The sequence below is a fragment of the Leptospira weilii serovar Ranarum str. ICFT genome (genome assembly GCF_000332415.1).
Classification (GTDB): Bacteria; Spirochaetota; Leptospiria; order Leptospirales; family Leptospiraceae; genus Leptospira; species Leptospira weilii_A.
In genome coordinates this window covers 132,501-147,826 of sequence record NZ_AOHC02000012.1, presented here as the reverse complement: position 1 = coordinate 147,826, position 15,326 = coordinate 132,501, and the positions used below count along the sequence as shown (strand labels likewise).

The window sequence follows — 15,326 nt, the reverse complement described above, 5'->3', positions numbered from 1 at the left end:
TTTAAAGGGCTCTGTGTCCGATGTCTTTTCTATAAAACGTTTTGGGAACCTGGATTTTTTCCAGGAAGGAATAAGCTTGGTTGACCGAACTCTTTAGATCGGCGCCTTGAGCTACTACACCGAGAATTCTTCCTCCGGATGAAAAAACTTTTCCATCTTTTTTTAGAGTTCCCGCGTGAAAAAGATAAACGTTTTGACCGGATGTTTCCGGAAGGTTCAAAGGAATATTTTTTTCATAAGAATCCGGATAACCCTGCGCCGCAAGGACTACGACCGCCGCGGAGCCTTTTTTAACGGAAACTTGAACGTTCTTGATTTTGCCCGTGGAAGCTATATAAAGAAATTCTAATAGATCTCCGTCGAACATCGCGAGCACACATTGTGTTTCCGGATCTCCGAATCTACAGTTGAACTCCACGACTCTGGGTTCCCCCTCCGGAGAAATCATCAAACCGGCGTATAAAAGTCCTCGGTAGGGATGTCCTTTTTTGCGGAACGTTTCGAACATCCGATCAAAGACTTGTTCTTTCACTTTTTTTAATATAGTTTCGGTGACGACCGGAGCCGGGCAATACGCTCCCATTCCTCCGGTGTTCGGTCCCTTGTCTCCGTCAAACGCTCTTTTGTGATCCTGAGCCGCAGGTAAAAGAAAATAAGAGTCTCCGTCCGAAACCGCAAAGATGGAAGCTTCTTGACCTTCCATAAACTCTTCGATCACGACTTGATTGCCGCTTTTTCCGAACTTTTTATCCTCAAAGATTTCCTTTAACGCGTTCCTCGCCGTCTCTTTTGTGGTTGCGACGGTCACACCTTTTCCCGCCGCCAGTCCGTCGGCTTTGATGACGATCGGGATCGATTGTAATTCCAAATACTTTAAAGAAGATGAATATTCCGTAAACGTTTTATACTCCGCCGTGGGAACGTTCGCTTCCACCATCAGGGATTTTGCGAAATCCTTGGAACCTTCCACTTGGGCGCAGTAGGAATCGGGTCCGAACGTGGGGATTTTTAGCTCCGCAGTCCAATCCGCAAAACCGGCGACGAGAGGATCTTCGGGACCGACTACGATAAAGTCGAAAGGATTTTGTTTTAAAAAGGACTGAACCGATTCTTTGGATAAAACGTTAAACGAATCGGAGGGAAGAATTTCGTGATCCGGGAAACCTCCGTTACCCGGAAACACTTTCAATTCGCTTAACAACGGGGATTTACGAAGGTGGAATGCGATCGCGCTTTCTCTCCCGCCCGAGCCGATGAGAAGGACCTTCAACTTAACTTGCAAGATTTTGAATTCCTTTTTTTAGAACTTCCACCTTGTCGATCAAGGTTTTGAGTTTTTCCCTTTCCTTTTCCACAACGTCGGGAGCGGCTTTGGAAAGAAAACCCGGGTTTGCCAGTTTTGTTTCGAGTTTATCTTTTTCGATCTCCGATTTTTGAAGTTCCTTTTCCAAACGGGCTTTTTCTTTTTCAACGTCGATCAGACCTTCCAAAGGAAGAATGATTTCTCCTTTTGTAAAATGAGAGACCGAATCCGTTTTTTGAATTTCATAAACCTCGTCGACGCGGATGAACTCCAAACGAGCGAGTTGTAAAAGCGAAACTTCGTTTTCTGCGATCGCGGAACGAGCGAGGTCGTCCGAAGATTGAACGATCGCCTTACACTTCTTATCCGGAGCGACTCCGTTTTCGGAGCGCATAACGCGGATTTTTGTTACGATCTCTTGGAGCAGATTGAGTTTTTGAACTCCGAGTGCGTCCGAAGAAATCGGATACGCTTCCGGATAGGGAGTTGTAGCGATGAAGTGATCCGAAAATACGGAATGAACTTCTTCGGTTAGGAACGGCATAAAAGGATGCAAAAGTCCTAATGCACGAACGAGCACGTCCGAAAGGACCTGCTTTGCGACTTCCGCCGAACGAGGGGAAACTTTTCCATAGGCCCTCGGTTTGACGAGTTCTATATACCAGTCGCAGAAATCACCCCAGATAAATTCGTAGATCGCCGCTGCCATTTCATAAAAATGGAATTTAGAATGAGCCTTGTTGTATTCTTCCAGACAATGATTGAATCTGGAAAGAATCCACTGGTCCATCGGTTCGAGATCTTTTTCAATGTCGGGAGTGATTCCGGTCGGAACGAAAGATTCTTCCAGGTTCATGAGAATGAATCGGGAAGAGTTCCAGATCTTATTGCAAAATGAGCGATATCCGTCTAATCGGGATTCGTCGAAAAGAATATCCTTTCCTTCCGGAAGAGTCGCGGCAAGAAAGAATCGGAAAGAATCGGTTCCGTATTTTTCCATCATTACGAGCGGATCGATTACGTTTCCGACCGACTTGGAGAATTTTTTTCCGTCCTTGTCCCGTACCAAACCGTGTATGAGTACTTTATGAAATGGTGGAGCTTGCATGAACTTCATTCCCATCATAATCATTCGGGAAACCCAGAAGAAGATGATGTCAAAGCCCGTAACTAACACCGATGTCGGATAGTATTTTTTTAAATCTTCCGTTTGATCCGGCCAACCCATCGTGGAGAACGGCCAGAGTTGGGACGAGAACCAAGTGTCTAAAACGTCCGGATCGGGTTCCACTTCTTTGGAACCGCAGGATGGACAAGTAGTTACGGGGGTTTCGGAAACTTCTACGTGTTTGCAGGTTTTACAATGATACGCGGGAATTCTATGACCCCACCAGAGTTGTCTGGAAATACACCAATCTCGAATGTTGTTCATCCATTCGAAAAAAGTTTTTTCCCACATTTTGGGAACAAATTCAACCTGACCGGTTTGAACCGCTTGAACGGCGAGATCCGCAAGAGGTTTGATTTTAACAAACCATTGAGTCGAAAGATACGGTTCGATCACGGCCCCGCCTCTCGAGTTGTGACCGACCGCGTGAACGTGATCTTCGATCTTTTCGATCCATCCTTTTGCCTCTAAGTCCGCGACTACTTGCTTGCGGGCGACAAAACGATCCAAACCTTTGTAAGCTCCCGCGTTTTCGTTCATCGTTCCGTCCGGGTTCATCACGAGAAGCGGTTTGAGTCCCAGCCTTTGTCCCGCTTCGAAGTCGTTTGCATCGTGTGCGGGAGTGATCTTAACCAGGCCCGAACCGAACTCCTTATCCACGAAAGAATCGAACAATAAAGGAATTTGTCTGTTCGTAAGAGGTAATTCTAAGATTACGTCCTTCAAAGACGAATAACGCGTGTCGTCTGGATTTGCACAGACGGCAACGTCTCCGAACATCGTCTCCGGTCTTGTCGTAGCTACGACTAAAAATCGATCCTTCTTGCCGTGGATCGGATATTTGATATGATAGAGTTTTCCCTTTGTCTCGCGAAATTCCACTTCGAGATCGGAGATTGCCGTTTGGGAAGCCGGACACCAGTTGATGATTCTTTCACCGCGATAGATCAAACCTTCGTCGTAAAGAGATTTAAAAACTTTGAATACGGCTTTGGAAAGACCTTCGTCGAAAGTGAATCTTTCTCTGGACCAATCCACGGATTCTCCCAAAAGTTTTTGTTGGCGAGTGATCATTCCGCCCGAATGTTCCTTCCATTCCCAGATCTTGTTTACGAATTCCTCTCTTGTGAAATCGGTTCTTTTTTTTCCTTCTTTCGCGAGTTCTCTTTCCACAACCATTTGAGTTGCGATACCGGCGTGATCCATACCGGGCAGCCAAAGAGTGGACTTTCCTTTTTTACGTTCGATCCGGATGAGAATGTCTTGAATGGTATGATTGAGCGCGTGGCCGATATGAAGAGATCCCGTAACGTTCGGAGGAGGAATGACGATGGAGAAAGATTCTTTGGAATTGGAACTCGGGACGAAGGACTTCTTCTCTTCCCAGAGTGAAATCCATTTATTCTCGACTTCTTTGGGTTCGTAGCGATCGCCTATCTGTTTTTTCATGGCCGTAAAAAAACAGGTTTTCCTGCTTTTTTACGGGGTCAAGGTTTCTTTTAGAATACGATCCTTGTTAGGATTTCCTCAACTTCCCACCGTTCCGAAGATCGAATCGGACTCAAAACACCTTGGAGGATCATTTTTCAAATCGAATGAAAATTTCGTTCGAACTGTTTTAAGAGGATCTTACATTTCTTTTGGACGATTTCTTTTTGCCGTCCGACTTCGTTTTAGATTTCAAAATCAATCGAATGGAACTTTCAACTTCCCTCCAGGGGAAAGGTTCCTTATCCGCAAAGTTCATGCGGGCCTTGTCGTCTACGAGGGATGGAAATTTATTTCTGATTGTCTTCAGAGATCCGGATTGGCAGAGATAAATCGAAAGATTGTTTTTTTGAAAACCGATTGCTATCCAGTTTTCGTTTAAATGATACGAGGGTATTTGTGATTGCATCGATTCCAGAATTTCGGGAAAGGATTCCACGATCCAGGAACGAAGAGCGAGCATTCTTTCCCTTCTAATTTCCGGTTGAGAATAGAAAAAGCGATGAATTTCCGAAGACATAATGAACGTGGGAACCGGGATAAAGGAAAAGAGATACATATACGATTCGGTTAAAAATAAAATTTCGAAAGAATTCTATTTCGCCTTTCCTCCGTTTGAAGGCTCAAGAGAATTCCGCTTCAGGCCGTTTTTGGTTGGATTTTGTTTTTCAAATTCTAAGGAAAATTTTCGAAGGTTTTCGACGGAAGACCTTATCTCTTCCTTCGAAAATGAAAATTCGAACGGATCCTTGATTTCGAGTATGGATGAAAACAGATGATAGGAATTCTTTTTGTTCTCATAAATCAAATTCGGATCCATATCGTTCATACCAAGAATATAAAGCGCAAATTTTTCGTTTTGAACGTTGCACATCGCGGCGATCGATTCCGCTAAAAATTCGGAGGGCAACTTGGTCGAAAATGATCCGTCGTTTTTTCCATCCTGGATGAGTTCTCTCAAAAAGGTTATATCCCTTTTGGAAATTTCTCTTTCGAGTTTCGCTTTGAGAGCGTAATTTTCCGGGAGATAGATTGCCTTTAAAAAGAAGAACACCGTCTCTGGATTTTTTTTTACCCTGTCGAAATGAAGCTCTTGAACTATTTTAAGTTTATCTAATGTATTTTTCGGATTTTTTACTTCCACCGCCGCGAACATTTCGCGGGTCATTTCGTCAGACATGGATTTGATCAATTCCATTAAAAGTTCTTCTTTGGAATTGAAGTGGTGATAAAAAGTTCCTTTAGCGATTCCGAGTTTGTCTATGATGTCGTGGATGGACGTTGTGTCGTAACCCTTGGTAAAGAAAAAATGGCTGGCGCAGTTTAGGATGTCCTCTCTTCGTTCCCTTCCTTTTTGTTTGTTGAGATTTTGTTTTTTCATTGCCAAAACCGACCATTGGTCGGTTTATTCTTGTTATTTTGGATTCAATCGGTCAATCAGAATTTTTTCGGGGGGATTGAAGTAATTTCAAGATTTTTTGGTGTTCATAAAGAAAATTTGATCCGTATTTTCCAATGGCAACGACAGAATTTTAGAAGTTAGGATTTTAATTTGGACTTAAAAGAAAAATTTTACCTTGTTCTAGGACGCAACACAGATCCTAACCCCCTAATTCCTAGCGACTAACCCCTCGAAGCGTCCGTTCGATTTCCCGAAGCAATCGAAAATAACCCTCTCCACCGACGGACCGGGCGCTGAATTTCAGATCCGCTTCGCGGTTGAAGGTTTTGGAATTCAATTCTCCGGCAAAAGGAATTCCGTATTTATTTTCGCAGAGTAAGGAAAGGGAAGAATGAACCGGACCGATCGAATAACTACAGACTTTTTTATTCAGGAAAATCGCCTCGAATAAGGACTGACCGAAGTAACCGACAAAACCGGAAGAATGTGTCAAAAGATTTTGAAATTCAAATTTGGAAACCCGGGAAACAAACTCGATCCGCTCCGAAATGGGAGGAGCGCCTCCTACACGAACGACTCTGGAAAATTTTTCCCGAAAATACAAGGACTCAAGGAACAAATCCAATTCTTTTGAAGAACGAGAATCGACGTTCCCCGCATAACAAAGTAAATGCGAATCGTCGGACTTTCGATCGATGTTCAAAAGTCCGGGAGGAATTAGGATTTGATCCAAGGAAAAACGATCCGAATTTTCCGGATGAGGAAGGAGGTCGTAGTGTTCGTATCTTTTTCTGTCGGGACCGAAATGATCCAAAAGTAAAATTCTGGTTTTTGAATATTCCGGAATTAAAATGTCCCTGGAGTCTACTACGATCAGGTCCGACTCGCCGTCGGCAGGAAATTCCTCGAGCCAGATCGTTTCATAGGAAGCCGCCGACAATAATGTGAAAAGAATTCTGGAACGTTCGAAATGACCGCTTCCGAATTCTTTCGGATCTCCTACTAAAACTCCGACTCGGGCTTTTTTCGTATCTTTTGCGGACAAAGTCTGAAAACGGATTTGTTCCACGTTTTGATTTCCCGCAAAGACGTCAGGATCTCTTTCAAAAAGTTTCACACACTCTTTCGCTCCGAAAAAACGATTTCGATCGTTTAGAATATTAAAGATTTTAGAAGTAGTTTCGAAATCTCGGAGTTCGTCGATCGTAAGTCTGAGTTTAGGTAAAATCTCCTTTTCTTTTTCCGTAAGTAAGGAGGAAAGTTTGACAATTCGAAATCGATTCGGATTCTCTTTGATGGCAAGACTTACGTGTTCTTTATGTCTTTCCTCTAAAACGTTAGGCGTCCATTCCAAAGCCTTCCTCGTAAAAATTTCTCCGCCCATTCCCAAAGGAAGTCCCGTCACGTAGGAAAGATCCGATTCCGAAAATTGAAACGTCTGTAAAAGTTGATCCAAGTGAAGAATGTCGTAAAACGGATTGTCGCCCGTGAGGCGCAGGATCGTATCCGCGCCGAAAAATTCCGCAGCGCTTATATATCTGCGTCTTACGTCGAGAAGATCCCCCTTAAAAAAACGATAGTTCCTCCTTTCCAAAAATGAACCGAGTGTTTTGTCCCCTTCGGGGATTAAATACACGATTTGTTCTTCGGGGAGAACGGTTAAAATCCTTTCTTGGATCCTATCGATGAGCGTTTTTCCGGAACCGGAAGGAAATTCTTTTAAAACCTTTCCGGGAAGTCTTGTGGAATCGGTTCGGGCCTGAACGAACGCGTAAATGTTACGCGTTGAACGTATACCACTCATCACAACTCAAACAGGGAGCGCCCGTGGTTTCGTGTTTTCCGTTTAACGAATCGCTAAACGAAGGTAAACCTTTTCGCCAAATTTGTATTAGGGTTTCCTTATGAAGATTGCCGGATTCCTTGTTAGGGATCTGTTTGCAAACCGATACGGTTCCGTCCGAATTCACATAAAGATCCCGATCGAGATGCCAGCAAAATTCCCTCCGAATCGGAGTGAGATCCGTGACTCTTTTTTCAGGCATAAGCCCCGCATAACGATTGTATTTCTGGAGGACGACTCCGTAACCTTGTTTTTCGGTTTCGTCCACCCAGGTTTCCACTTCGTCTTCGGCTTCCTGGATTTTTAAAAACTGGAGATAAATTCTATTTTTTGGAAAAATTTTTCCGAGTTGTTCGAGGTTCGAAAGAACCCGGTCCAGTATTTTTTTTCCGTAGAGGGTCTTGTATTTTTCCGGATTGAAAGTCGTGAGATTTACGATCCAGGTGATTCTTTCTTTGGATGCGAAATCTATTGTATTCAAAAACTCTAAAATAGAATTCAGATCGGAATAAAGGGCCGTTTCGACGATCAATTCCCGCATCAAAGAAGAGGTTCCGAGGGTCGCGGAGATCAGCTCCGTAAACTTAGGATGCAGAAGAGGTTCTCCCAATCCTCCGAAACAAACGCTGTATTCGTTGGAAAAGGATTCTTCCTGTTGTTTCAGCAGATTCTCCAGAAATTCCGGACTTAAGAAAGTCCCGTCTTGATCGTTCGGCGTAAATTGTCTCGGACAAAAACTACAACTCAGTTCGCATCCTCGATAAACTTCCAGTTCCAGATAGGAAGGTCCGGTTCTAAAAACTTCCGGATGTTCCAGAATCCACGGCAGGATTTCGGAGTAGTTCCATTCTTCTTTGGATTTTAAAAATCCTTCGACTAAGTTTAAGGATCTTTTATTTTTTAAGGAGAAGTCGAGTCGGTACTGTCTTAGATCGGGTGCGTGATAAAAAATTTCAACGTCGTAGTGATTGATATTCTTATTCAGATATTCTTGAGCGCTCGTTTGAACCGTATCGGGAATCCCGTTCGTAAACTCCCTGGATAAAATCGCGGGAACGATTCCCGAAGGCAAATTTTCGCTGTAGGAATATTGCGAAAGATAACGATCGTGCCTTTGATAAATTTCCAGACTTAAGTTCTCGTCCAAACAGGGAAAAAGACCGGTGAAATAAAAGAAAGAAGCGTCGTCCCAGTCCGCATCTCCGGTTCTGGATTTTGGAAGCCGGGACGAAACTTTTTTTATAAAGGAAATCTCGGAAGCCTCTTCCAAAATTTGAATATTCAAAAAATCGTATGTATTTGTTTCGTTCGGAAAAGGCCAGCAGTTGAAAAAAACGAAGGACTCGGGAAGGACTTTGGAAAGTTTTCGGAGGGAAAGCCGCAGTAAATTTTCGCTTTCGTCTGCGGATTCCAGAAGAGATTTCGTTTCCGGACTCAAAAAAACTGCGGAATGGGAAATCGGAAATTTCATGGTTTGAAGTTCCTATCGGTCTAAAACGCGGATCGGGTAATACTTAAAAATCAATCCAGGTGAAACGTCTCTTCCTTAAGAGGGATTTTATTTTCTTTCCTATAGGTATCGTCGAAAATTTGAATCGGGATTTCGGCCCTGGATTCTTTCAGCCATCTGTAAAAAGTGTCTTCTTCCTTGTCTCGATAAAGAATGTTTTGGATTCCCCCGCGGAGGTTTTCCATCGGAGTCGGTCTTTTACCTTCTATCTTTAAAATTGAATATCTTTTTCTTTCGTCTCGAAACACTTCGGAAAGTCCTCCGTTGGGAAGAGGCGCGGCGATTGTAGCCGTGATTTTACTGTATTTATAAAGATCAAAAGAGGAAATCCATTCCACCATTCCTCTTCTGGATCGGAGAGTCGGATCGTTTCTGGGCGAACCGGCGATCAATGCGAAAGAGGAAGGATCGGAAAGAACGGATTTTCTGATTTCGGCGACTTCCTTGTAGAGTCTGTTTTCTTCCTGAACGGAATCGTTTTCGGGTGCGATCGAAATGATTCTATATCGAATTTCAAATCCGACCTTGTCCTTGTTCTGATTGTACCAACTTCTGATTTCCTGTTCGTTCGGAGGAGGGACCGCGATTTTTAACTGAAGAAGTTGTCCCTTTTTGATTTGATACGGAAGTTCCGTAATCCAGAGTTCGAAAGGCATTCCGGAAGAACCTTCCATCGCCTTCTCGAATTGTTTACGGTTTGTGATTCCCATCACTTCCATTCTTTTTTCGATTTCGGAATCGACCCTTTGTTCGTTGACCTGGATCGATTCTTCTTCGGCGACAACGTCCACGATGGCGCGATCAATGAGAAAGTCTATGATTCTCGTTCGGAGCGATTTACGAAAGTCTTCGTGTTTTAGGTGTTTTTGGAGTTTGTTGTATTTTTCTCCCGCGTCGTCGAGATCGAGTTCCGAGATGGAAATTGTTCCGACGGTCGCGATGACACGGTTGAGAGATTCCGCAGTTTGAATCGGTTTGTGTAAAAACAGAAATACAAACATCCCGGCAAAGAGGAAGTTTTTTGCGTTCGAGTTCATAAGCGGCTCCTGCCTTGAACTGTAAGATCCTAGGCAAGAGCCCTCGGTTCAACCGTTTTTCCAAATCACTAAAACCCGCGGGTCGAAAGTTGCGAAAGTTTTAGAACGGACTTTTAGTTGGTCTTAAACTTTCCTATCAACTGACCCAGGTTCTGCGCTTGTCCGTGCATATTTCCGGAAAATGAAGTCAGGTCTTCCGCACCCGAGGCGATTTCCAGGGTTCCTTCGGAAATACTCAGGATCGTTTTTGTGATTTCGTCCGTGGCTCGTTTTTGTTCGAGAACGGCTTCCTCGATTTGCAAACTGAAGGTCATGAGTTCGTTGGCGCTCTGAGAAATTTCTTTCGTATTTTCCTCCTGAGTTTTTACGGAGCTAAGAACATTTTTTGCGTAACGATCGAATTCCGCCACTTGTTCCCTGAGTTTTTTGAGGATGTTGGATGCTTCCGCGACTTTTGAATTTCCGTTGAATACGGCGGTGTTTGTGGAATTAACAAGCGACCCGATTTCTTGTACGCTGGAGGAAGTCTGTGACGCCAACTTTCCGATTTCTTCGGCTACGACCGCAAATCCTTTTCCCGCGTCCCCGGCTCTTGCAGCTTCGATGGCGGCGTTGAGCGCGAGTAAGTTTGTCTTTTCGGAAATTTCGGTGATGATGGATAGGATTTGTGTGATTCGAGAAGCGCTGTCGCCGATTGCGGCCATGGCGCTGATGGAAGCAACCATAGCGCTTTCTCCTGTGACTCCCTGTTCTTTGGACTCGGCGGCCAAACGTACTAAGTCCTGCATCTCCCGGTTGATATTCACGATTTGTTCTTTGAGTCGCACTACGTTTCCGTCGATTTCCTTCATACTGGAAACCGCTTGTTCCATGGACTTGCCGACGTTTTGAGCGGAGGCGGCGAGTTCTTCAACGGCCGCGGAGGATTCTTCCGCCGCAGAGGCTTGGGTTTGTGCGACGTCCGAAAAATGCCGGGAAGAGTCTGCCATTTTCTGAGACGTGTCTTTGAGGGTGGTCGCGGATCCGCTGATCTCTCGTAAAACTTTGAGAAGGTCCGTTCGCATCTGATTCATGGAACCGAGAAGGGTTCCGATTTCGTCCTTTTTATCGTGAGAACTTTGTGCGACTAAATTTCCTTTCGCGATTTCCTCCGAAAATCCGATGGCCTTGAGAAGTCCGGTTGTAATCAATTTTTGGAATATAACGTTTAAACAAATCAAAACGGAAAGTAGGATGAGAATCGCAGTGAAAGCCCTTGTGGAAATCGTATTCAGCATTTCGTCTTTGTAGATCGAATCGGGAATACTTACCTGCATCACCCAATAACGTTTGTCCTTACCGACATGGAACGGAAAATAATAGTGAATGTGTTTTTCCGAGTTATATGTGAAGTTTTTTCCTTCCTGGCTTTTCTTTAAAAAAAGATCCAGTTCTTCCGGATCGGGAATTTTATTTCCGATCAAGGATGGATCTTTTCCGTTAACCGTATAAAGTCCGCTTGGAGAAAGCAGGGTCATATATCCTTGATTGCGAAACGGTTTTACTTCTCCGAATTTCTTTTGCAGTTCCTCTACTTTTAAATCGATCCCGCAGGCTCCTCTAAAAAAACCGTCCTTACTGATCGGAGCAACGATGGAAATCATCATCGTATTTACGTTTTCGGATTTGTATCGATACGGTTCCGAAACGTAATAAATATTATTTTTTCTAGGAACTTGATAGAAGTCGCCGGTTCCGTCCCGGTTCTCGTAACCCGTGCTCGGTTTGATCAGCGCTTTTCCTTTTTCGCCGGATTGAAACACGTAAGGAACAAATCTCCCGGTGGAATCGTGCGCGAATGCGTTTCGATATTGTGCGTCTTTGCCGTCGTAGAGATTCGGCTCGTAGACGAGCCAAAGAGCGAAAAAGCCCGGGTTTCTTTCAATGACTTCTTTGATGGAAACGATGATCGAGTCTCTCGGCGGGGAAGTAAAGATTAGGGGAGAACGAAATCCTCTCGCATAAAACATGGCGGAATCCAGAAGATCTTTCACTTCCAAGGACCAACGTTCGGAAGTGATCGCCGAATTGTTTTCCACTTCCGATTTCAGATTTTCGTAGGAGATAATCGAATTGATCGCGGCGAGGATGCTGAATCCGATAAACAGAACTACGGATAAATAAAGAGAAATACGAAATCGAATGCTCATTCTTTTCCAACCTTTTTGCTTCCAAAATAAGAACCTATTCCAAAGCCGTCCGATTTTATCGGAATCGCCGCGAAGGTTCTAAGTTTTGGGATAAACTCTAAAGAAAAAGTTATTCTATCGAAAAAAATAAATTCATCAATTCAAATATTCATCCTTAAAATTCGAGCCGGATAAGAATTATAAATCACGATATAATTTATAAGAATCCGTCCTTCTTTGTTTTACAAAGAGTCGTCGCTTGGATTAGGGTTGGAAGTATATATCTTTTCGGCTTCATAAACATAAATCTTGATTCAATTCGTTTTAAATTTTCCTATCAACTGACCCAGGTTCTGTGCTTGTCCGTGTATATTTCCGGAGAATGAAGTCAGATCGTCCGCACCCGAGGCGATTTCCTGAGTTCCGTCGGAGATACTCACGATCGTTTTTGTGATTTCGTCCGTGGCTCGTTTTTGTTCGAGAACGGCTTCCTCGATTTGTAAACTGAAGGTCATGAGTTCGTTGGCGCTCTGGGAAATTTCTTTCGTATTTTCTTCCTGAGTTTTTACGGAGGTAAGAACGTTCTTTGCGTAACGATCGAATTCCTCCACTTGTTCCCTGAGTTTTTTAAGGACGTTAAACGCTTCCGCGACTTTTGTATTTCCGTTTAATACGGCGGTGTTTGTGGAGTTCACAAGCGACCCGATCTCTTGTACACTCGTGGATGTTTGGGAAGCGAGTTTTCCGATTTCTTCGGCTACAACCGCAAATCCTTTTCCCGCTTCTCCGGCTCTTGCGGCTTCGATGGCTGCGTTGAGCGCGAGTAAGTTTGTCCTTTCGGAAATTTCGGTGATGATGGATAGGATTTCCGTGATTCGAGAAGCGCTGTCGCCGATTGCGGCCATCGCGCTTGTAGACGCGATCATCGCGTTTTCTCCGGTAACCCCCTGTTCTTTGGATAACGCCGCGAGTTCCACTAAGTCCTGCATCTCCCGGTTGATATTCACGATTTGTTCCTTGAGTCGTACTACGTTCCCGTCGATTTCTTTCATACTGGAAACCGCTTGTTCCATGGACTTGCCGACGTTTTGAGCGGAGGCGGCGAGTTCTTCAACGGCCGCGGAGGATTCTTCCGCCGCAGAAGCTTGGGTTTGTGCGACGTCGGAAAAACCTCTGGAAGAGTCCGCCATTTTTTCGGACGTGTCTCTGAGAGTCGTTGCGGACCCGCCGATCTCTCTCAAAACTTTGAGAAGATTTTCACGCATTTGATTCATGGAACCGAGAAGGGTTCCGATCTCGTCCTTTTTATCGTGAGAACTTTGTGCGATTAAATTTCCACCTGCGATTTCTTCGGAAAATCCGACCGCTTTGAGAAGTCCGGCCGTAATCAATTTTTGGAATATAAAGTTTAAACAAAAAAGAACGGAGACAAGGATGAGTAGAGTGGAAACGAAACTCTGAAAAAGAATGGAAACGATGGCGGCTCGATAAATCGAATTGGGAATACTAACCTGCATCGCCCAATAACGTTTGTCTTTGCCGATGTGGAACGGAAAGTAGTAGTGGGTATATCCGTTCGAATCGGTAGTGAATTTCTTTCCTTCTTCTTCCTGGCTTTTTTTGAGATAGAATTCCAATTCCTTCGCGTCGGGAATCTGTTTCCCCACCAGATTGCCGTCGAAACCGTTCACCGCATAAATTCCTCTCGGAGAAAGTAGGGCTAAATAACCCTGATCTTGGAACGGTTTTTTAGTTCCGATCAGTTTTTGTAATTCTTCCATTTCATAGTCGAGACCGGCAACTCCGTAAAACTGATCGTCTACACGGAACGGAACGATCAGAGAGATCATAAGAATCTTGATCTTTCCTTCCACTTCGTAATAATACGGATCGGTCACATAGTGAGAGTTTGTTTTTTTAGGGATTTGATACCAGTCCCCTTCCGGACCTTTGTTGTCATAATACTTGGCGGCTTCCAATACGATTTCTTCTTTCGTTTTTCCGCGGTGAAGATAAGGAATGAATCTTCCCGTAGAATCATGTCCGTTCGTGTTTTCAAACTGAACGTCTTGTCCGTCGAAAGCGTTCGGTTCGTAGGCGACTCGGGCGCCGAAATAATTCGTATTTACTTTTAATATTTCCTGCAGGGCTAGGATGACTTTACCTCGGGGAGGCGAATCGAATAAAAGCGGGAATCGAAAACCTCGGATGATGCCCATTCCCGTGTCTAAGTAATCCTTTACTTCCAAGGTCCAACGTTCCGCGGTTACTTCGGAATTGTTAACTACCTCTTGTTCCAGTTTTTGATACGCCGTGTAGGTATTGATGCCGGCAAGAATGCTAAAACCAATAAACAACACGATTGAAAGGTAGAGAGAAATACGAAATCGAATGCTCATTGCGCCCTCCCGTAAATGGGCTATTCAGGAATTAAAAAATGATCAATAGAGTGTGGGACGAAAAGCTCGAGAAAAATATTGCCAATTTATAAAAAAATCATCGTTTTCTATCGATAAAAGGCGAGCGAGCACCAATACCCCGTCGAGCGCCCATAGAAGCGAGACGTTGAGTTTCCTCGAGCGCCCATAGAAGCGAGACGTTGAGTTTCCTCGAGCGCCCATAGAAGCGAGACGCTTTAGTTTCCTCGAGCGCCCATAGAAGCGAGACGCCCGAGTTTCCCAAAAGCGCAGGAGTTCCCACGTTTTAGAGATCCGATGTCGGGAATCAGTGAATAGAAATCAGGGTTCAGTTACATTTTCCTAAAAGAGCGATTGCACTTTAAGAAAGGCTGATTTTCCAATTCTTTAAAATAACTATCCACGGATCCCTAGAACGTTCCGACAAAAGTAAGATTTTTTACTTGCAAAAAGTATGATTTTCTGATAGAGAAAGTCCCCGAATTTTCCCGGCAGACGGGACGACGAACGGAAGGAGTCAAAACTCCGAACCGAAATCAATTCGGAGTTTTAAAAAACAAAAACGACTTAAGCCGAAAGGCCGAAAACGTCGTGAATTTTGTTGACCGCGACCTTTGCCTGATCTTCCGGAATCACGCAGGAAATTTTGATCTCGGAAGTGGAGATCATTTCGATGTTGATTCCGTTGTCCGCAAGAACCTTAAACATGCCCGCCGCAACTCCCGTATGAGATTTCATCCCGACTCCGACCGCGGAAACGATCGCGATACTTTCGTTGATTTCGGGTTCTTGCGCGTTATGCGACTTTGAGAAACTCTGCAGAATCGGTTTCGCTTCGAGGACGTCTTTTTTGGGAATCGTAAAGGAGATCGTATTGATTCCGTTATGCGGAGAAGATTGAACGATCATGTCCACGAGAATGTGTTTGGAACTGAGTTCTCCGAAAAGTCCCGCGGCTAATCCCGGTTTGTCGGGAACTCCCGCGATCGT

At 44.2% G+C, this 15,326-nt stretch carries 10 protein-coding genes (1 of these 10 only partly in view); all 10 read right to left on the bottom strand.

Annotation, left to right across the window (positions count from 1 at the left end):
• Position 1 precedes the first annotated feature (1 nt).
• Positions 2 to 1,282: a phosphoribosylamine--glycine ligase gene (gene purD, locus LEP1GSC060_RS01860; RefSeq protein ID WP_002994914.1), complete on the bottom strand. Its 1,281-nt coding sequence runs from the start codon at positions 1,280 to 1,282 to the stop codon at positions 2 to 4.
• Complete coding sequence (locus LEP1GSC060_RS01855; protein WP_002995125.1) at positions 1,272 to 3,920, bottom strand: valine--tRNA ligase; 2,649 nt, start codon at positions 3,918 to 3,920, stop codon at positions 1,272 to 1,274. The genes purD and LEP1GSC060_RS01855 overlap by 11 nt, the downstream gene beginning before the upstream one ends.
• 169 nt (positions 3,921 to 4,089) lie before the next feature.
• Positions 4,090 to 4,518, bottom strand: a complete 429-nt coding sequence (locus tag LEP1GSC060_RS01850; RefSeq protein WP_002995383.1) for a DUF1801 domain-containing protein — start codon at positions 4,516 to 4,518, stop codon at positions 4,090 to 4,092.
• 36 nt (positions 4,519 to 4,554) lie between these two features.
• Positions 4,555 to 5,340, bottom strand: a complete 786-nt coding sequence (locus tag LEP1GSC060_RS18885) for a TetR/AcrR family transcriptional regulator (protein WP_002995408.1) — start codon at positions 5,338 to 5,340, stop codon at positions 4,555 to 4,557.
• A gap of 235 nt (positions 5,341 to 5,575) precedes the next feature.
• The gene (locus LEP1GSC060_RS01840) at positions 5,576 to 7,165 is read right to left on the bottom strand and encodes a cytidylyltransferase domain-containing protein (RefSeq protein WP_036095123.1); all 1,590 of its coding nucleotides are present in this window, start codon (positions 7,163 to 7,165) and stop codon (positions 5,576 to 5,578) included.
• The gene (locus LEP1GSC060_RS01835; RefSeq protein ID WP_002995297.1) at positions 7,140 to 8,675 is read right to left on the bottom strand and encodes a spiro-SPASM protein; all 1,536 of its coding nucleotides are present in this window, start codon (positions 8,673 to 8,675) and stop codon (positions 7,140 to 7,142) included. The genes LEP1GSC060_RS01840 and LEP1GSC060_RS01835 overlap by 26 nt, the downstream gene beginning before the upstream one ends.
• Positions 8,676 to 8,725: 50 nt before the next feature.
• Positions 8,726 to 9,751 carry a putative peptidyl-prolyl cis-trans isomerase gene (locus LEP1GSC060_RS01830; protein WP_002995517.1) on the bottom strand — a complete coding sequence of 342 codons (1,026 nt, stop codon included), beginning with the start codon at positions 9,749 to 9,751 and terminating at the stop codon, positions 8,726 to 8,728.
• Positions 9,752 to 9,864: 113 nt separating this feature from the next.
• Complete coding sequence (locus tag LEP1GSC060_RS01825) at positions 9,865 to 11,940, bottom strand: methyl-accepting chemotaxis protein (protein ID WP_002994939.1); 2,076 nt, start codon at positions 11,938 to 11,940, stop codon at positions 9,865 to 9,867.
• 293 nt (positions 11,941 to 12,233) lie between these two features.
• A complete protein-coding gene (locus LEP1GSC060_RS01820; protein ID WP_002995148.1) occupies positions 12,234 to 14,318 on the bottom strand; it encodes a methyl-accepting chemotaxis protein in 2,085 nt (694 codons plus the stop codon).
• A gap of 585 nt (positions 14,319 to 14,903) precedes the next feature.
• A protein-coding gene (locus tag LEP1GSC060_RS01815) for an aspartate kinase (RefSeq protein ID WP_002994853.1) crosses the window boundary here: on the bottom strand, positions 14,904 to 15,326 show its final stretch. It continues 795 nt past the right edge of the window; only the last 423 of its 1,218 coding nucleotides appear in the window; the start codon falls outside the window, past its right edge; it ends in the stop codon at positions 14,904 to 14,906.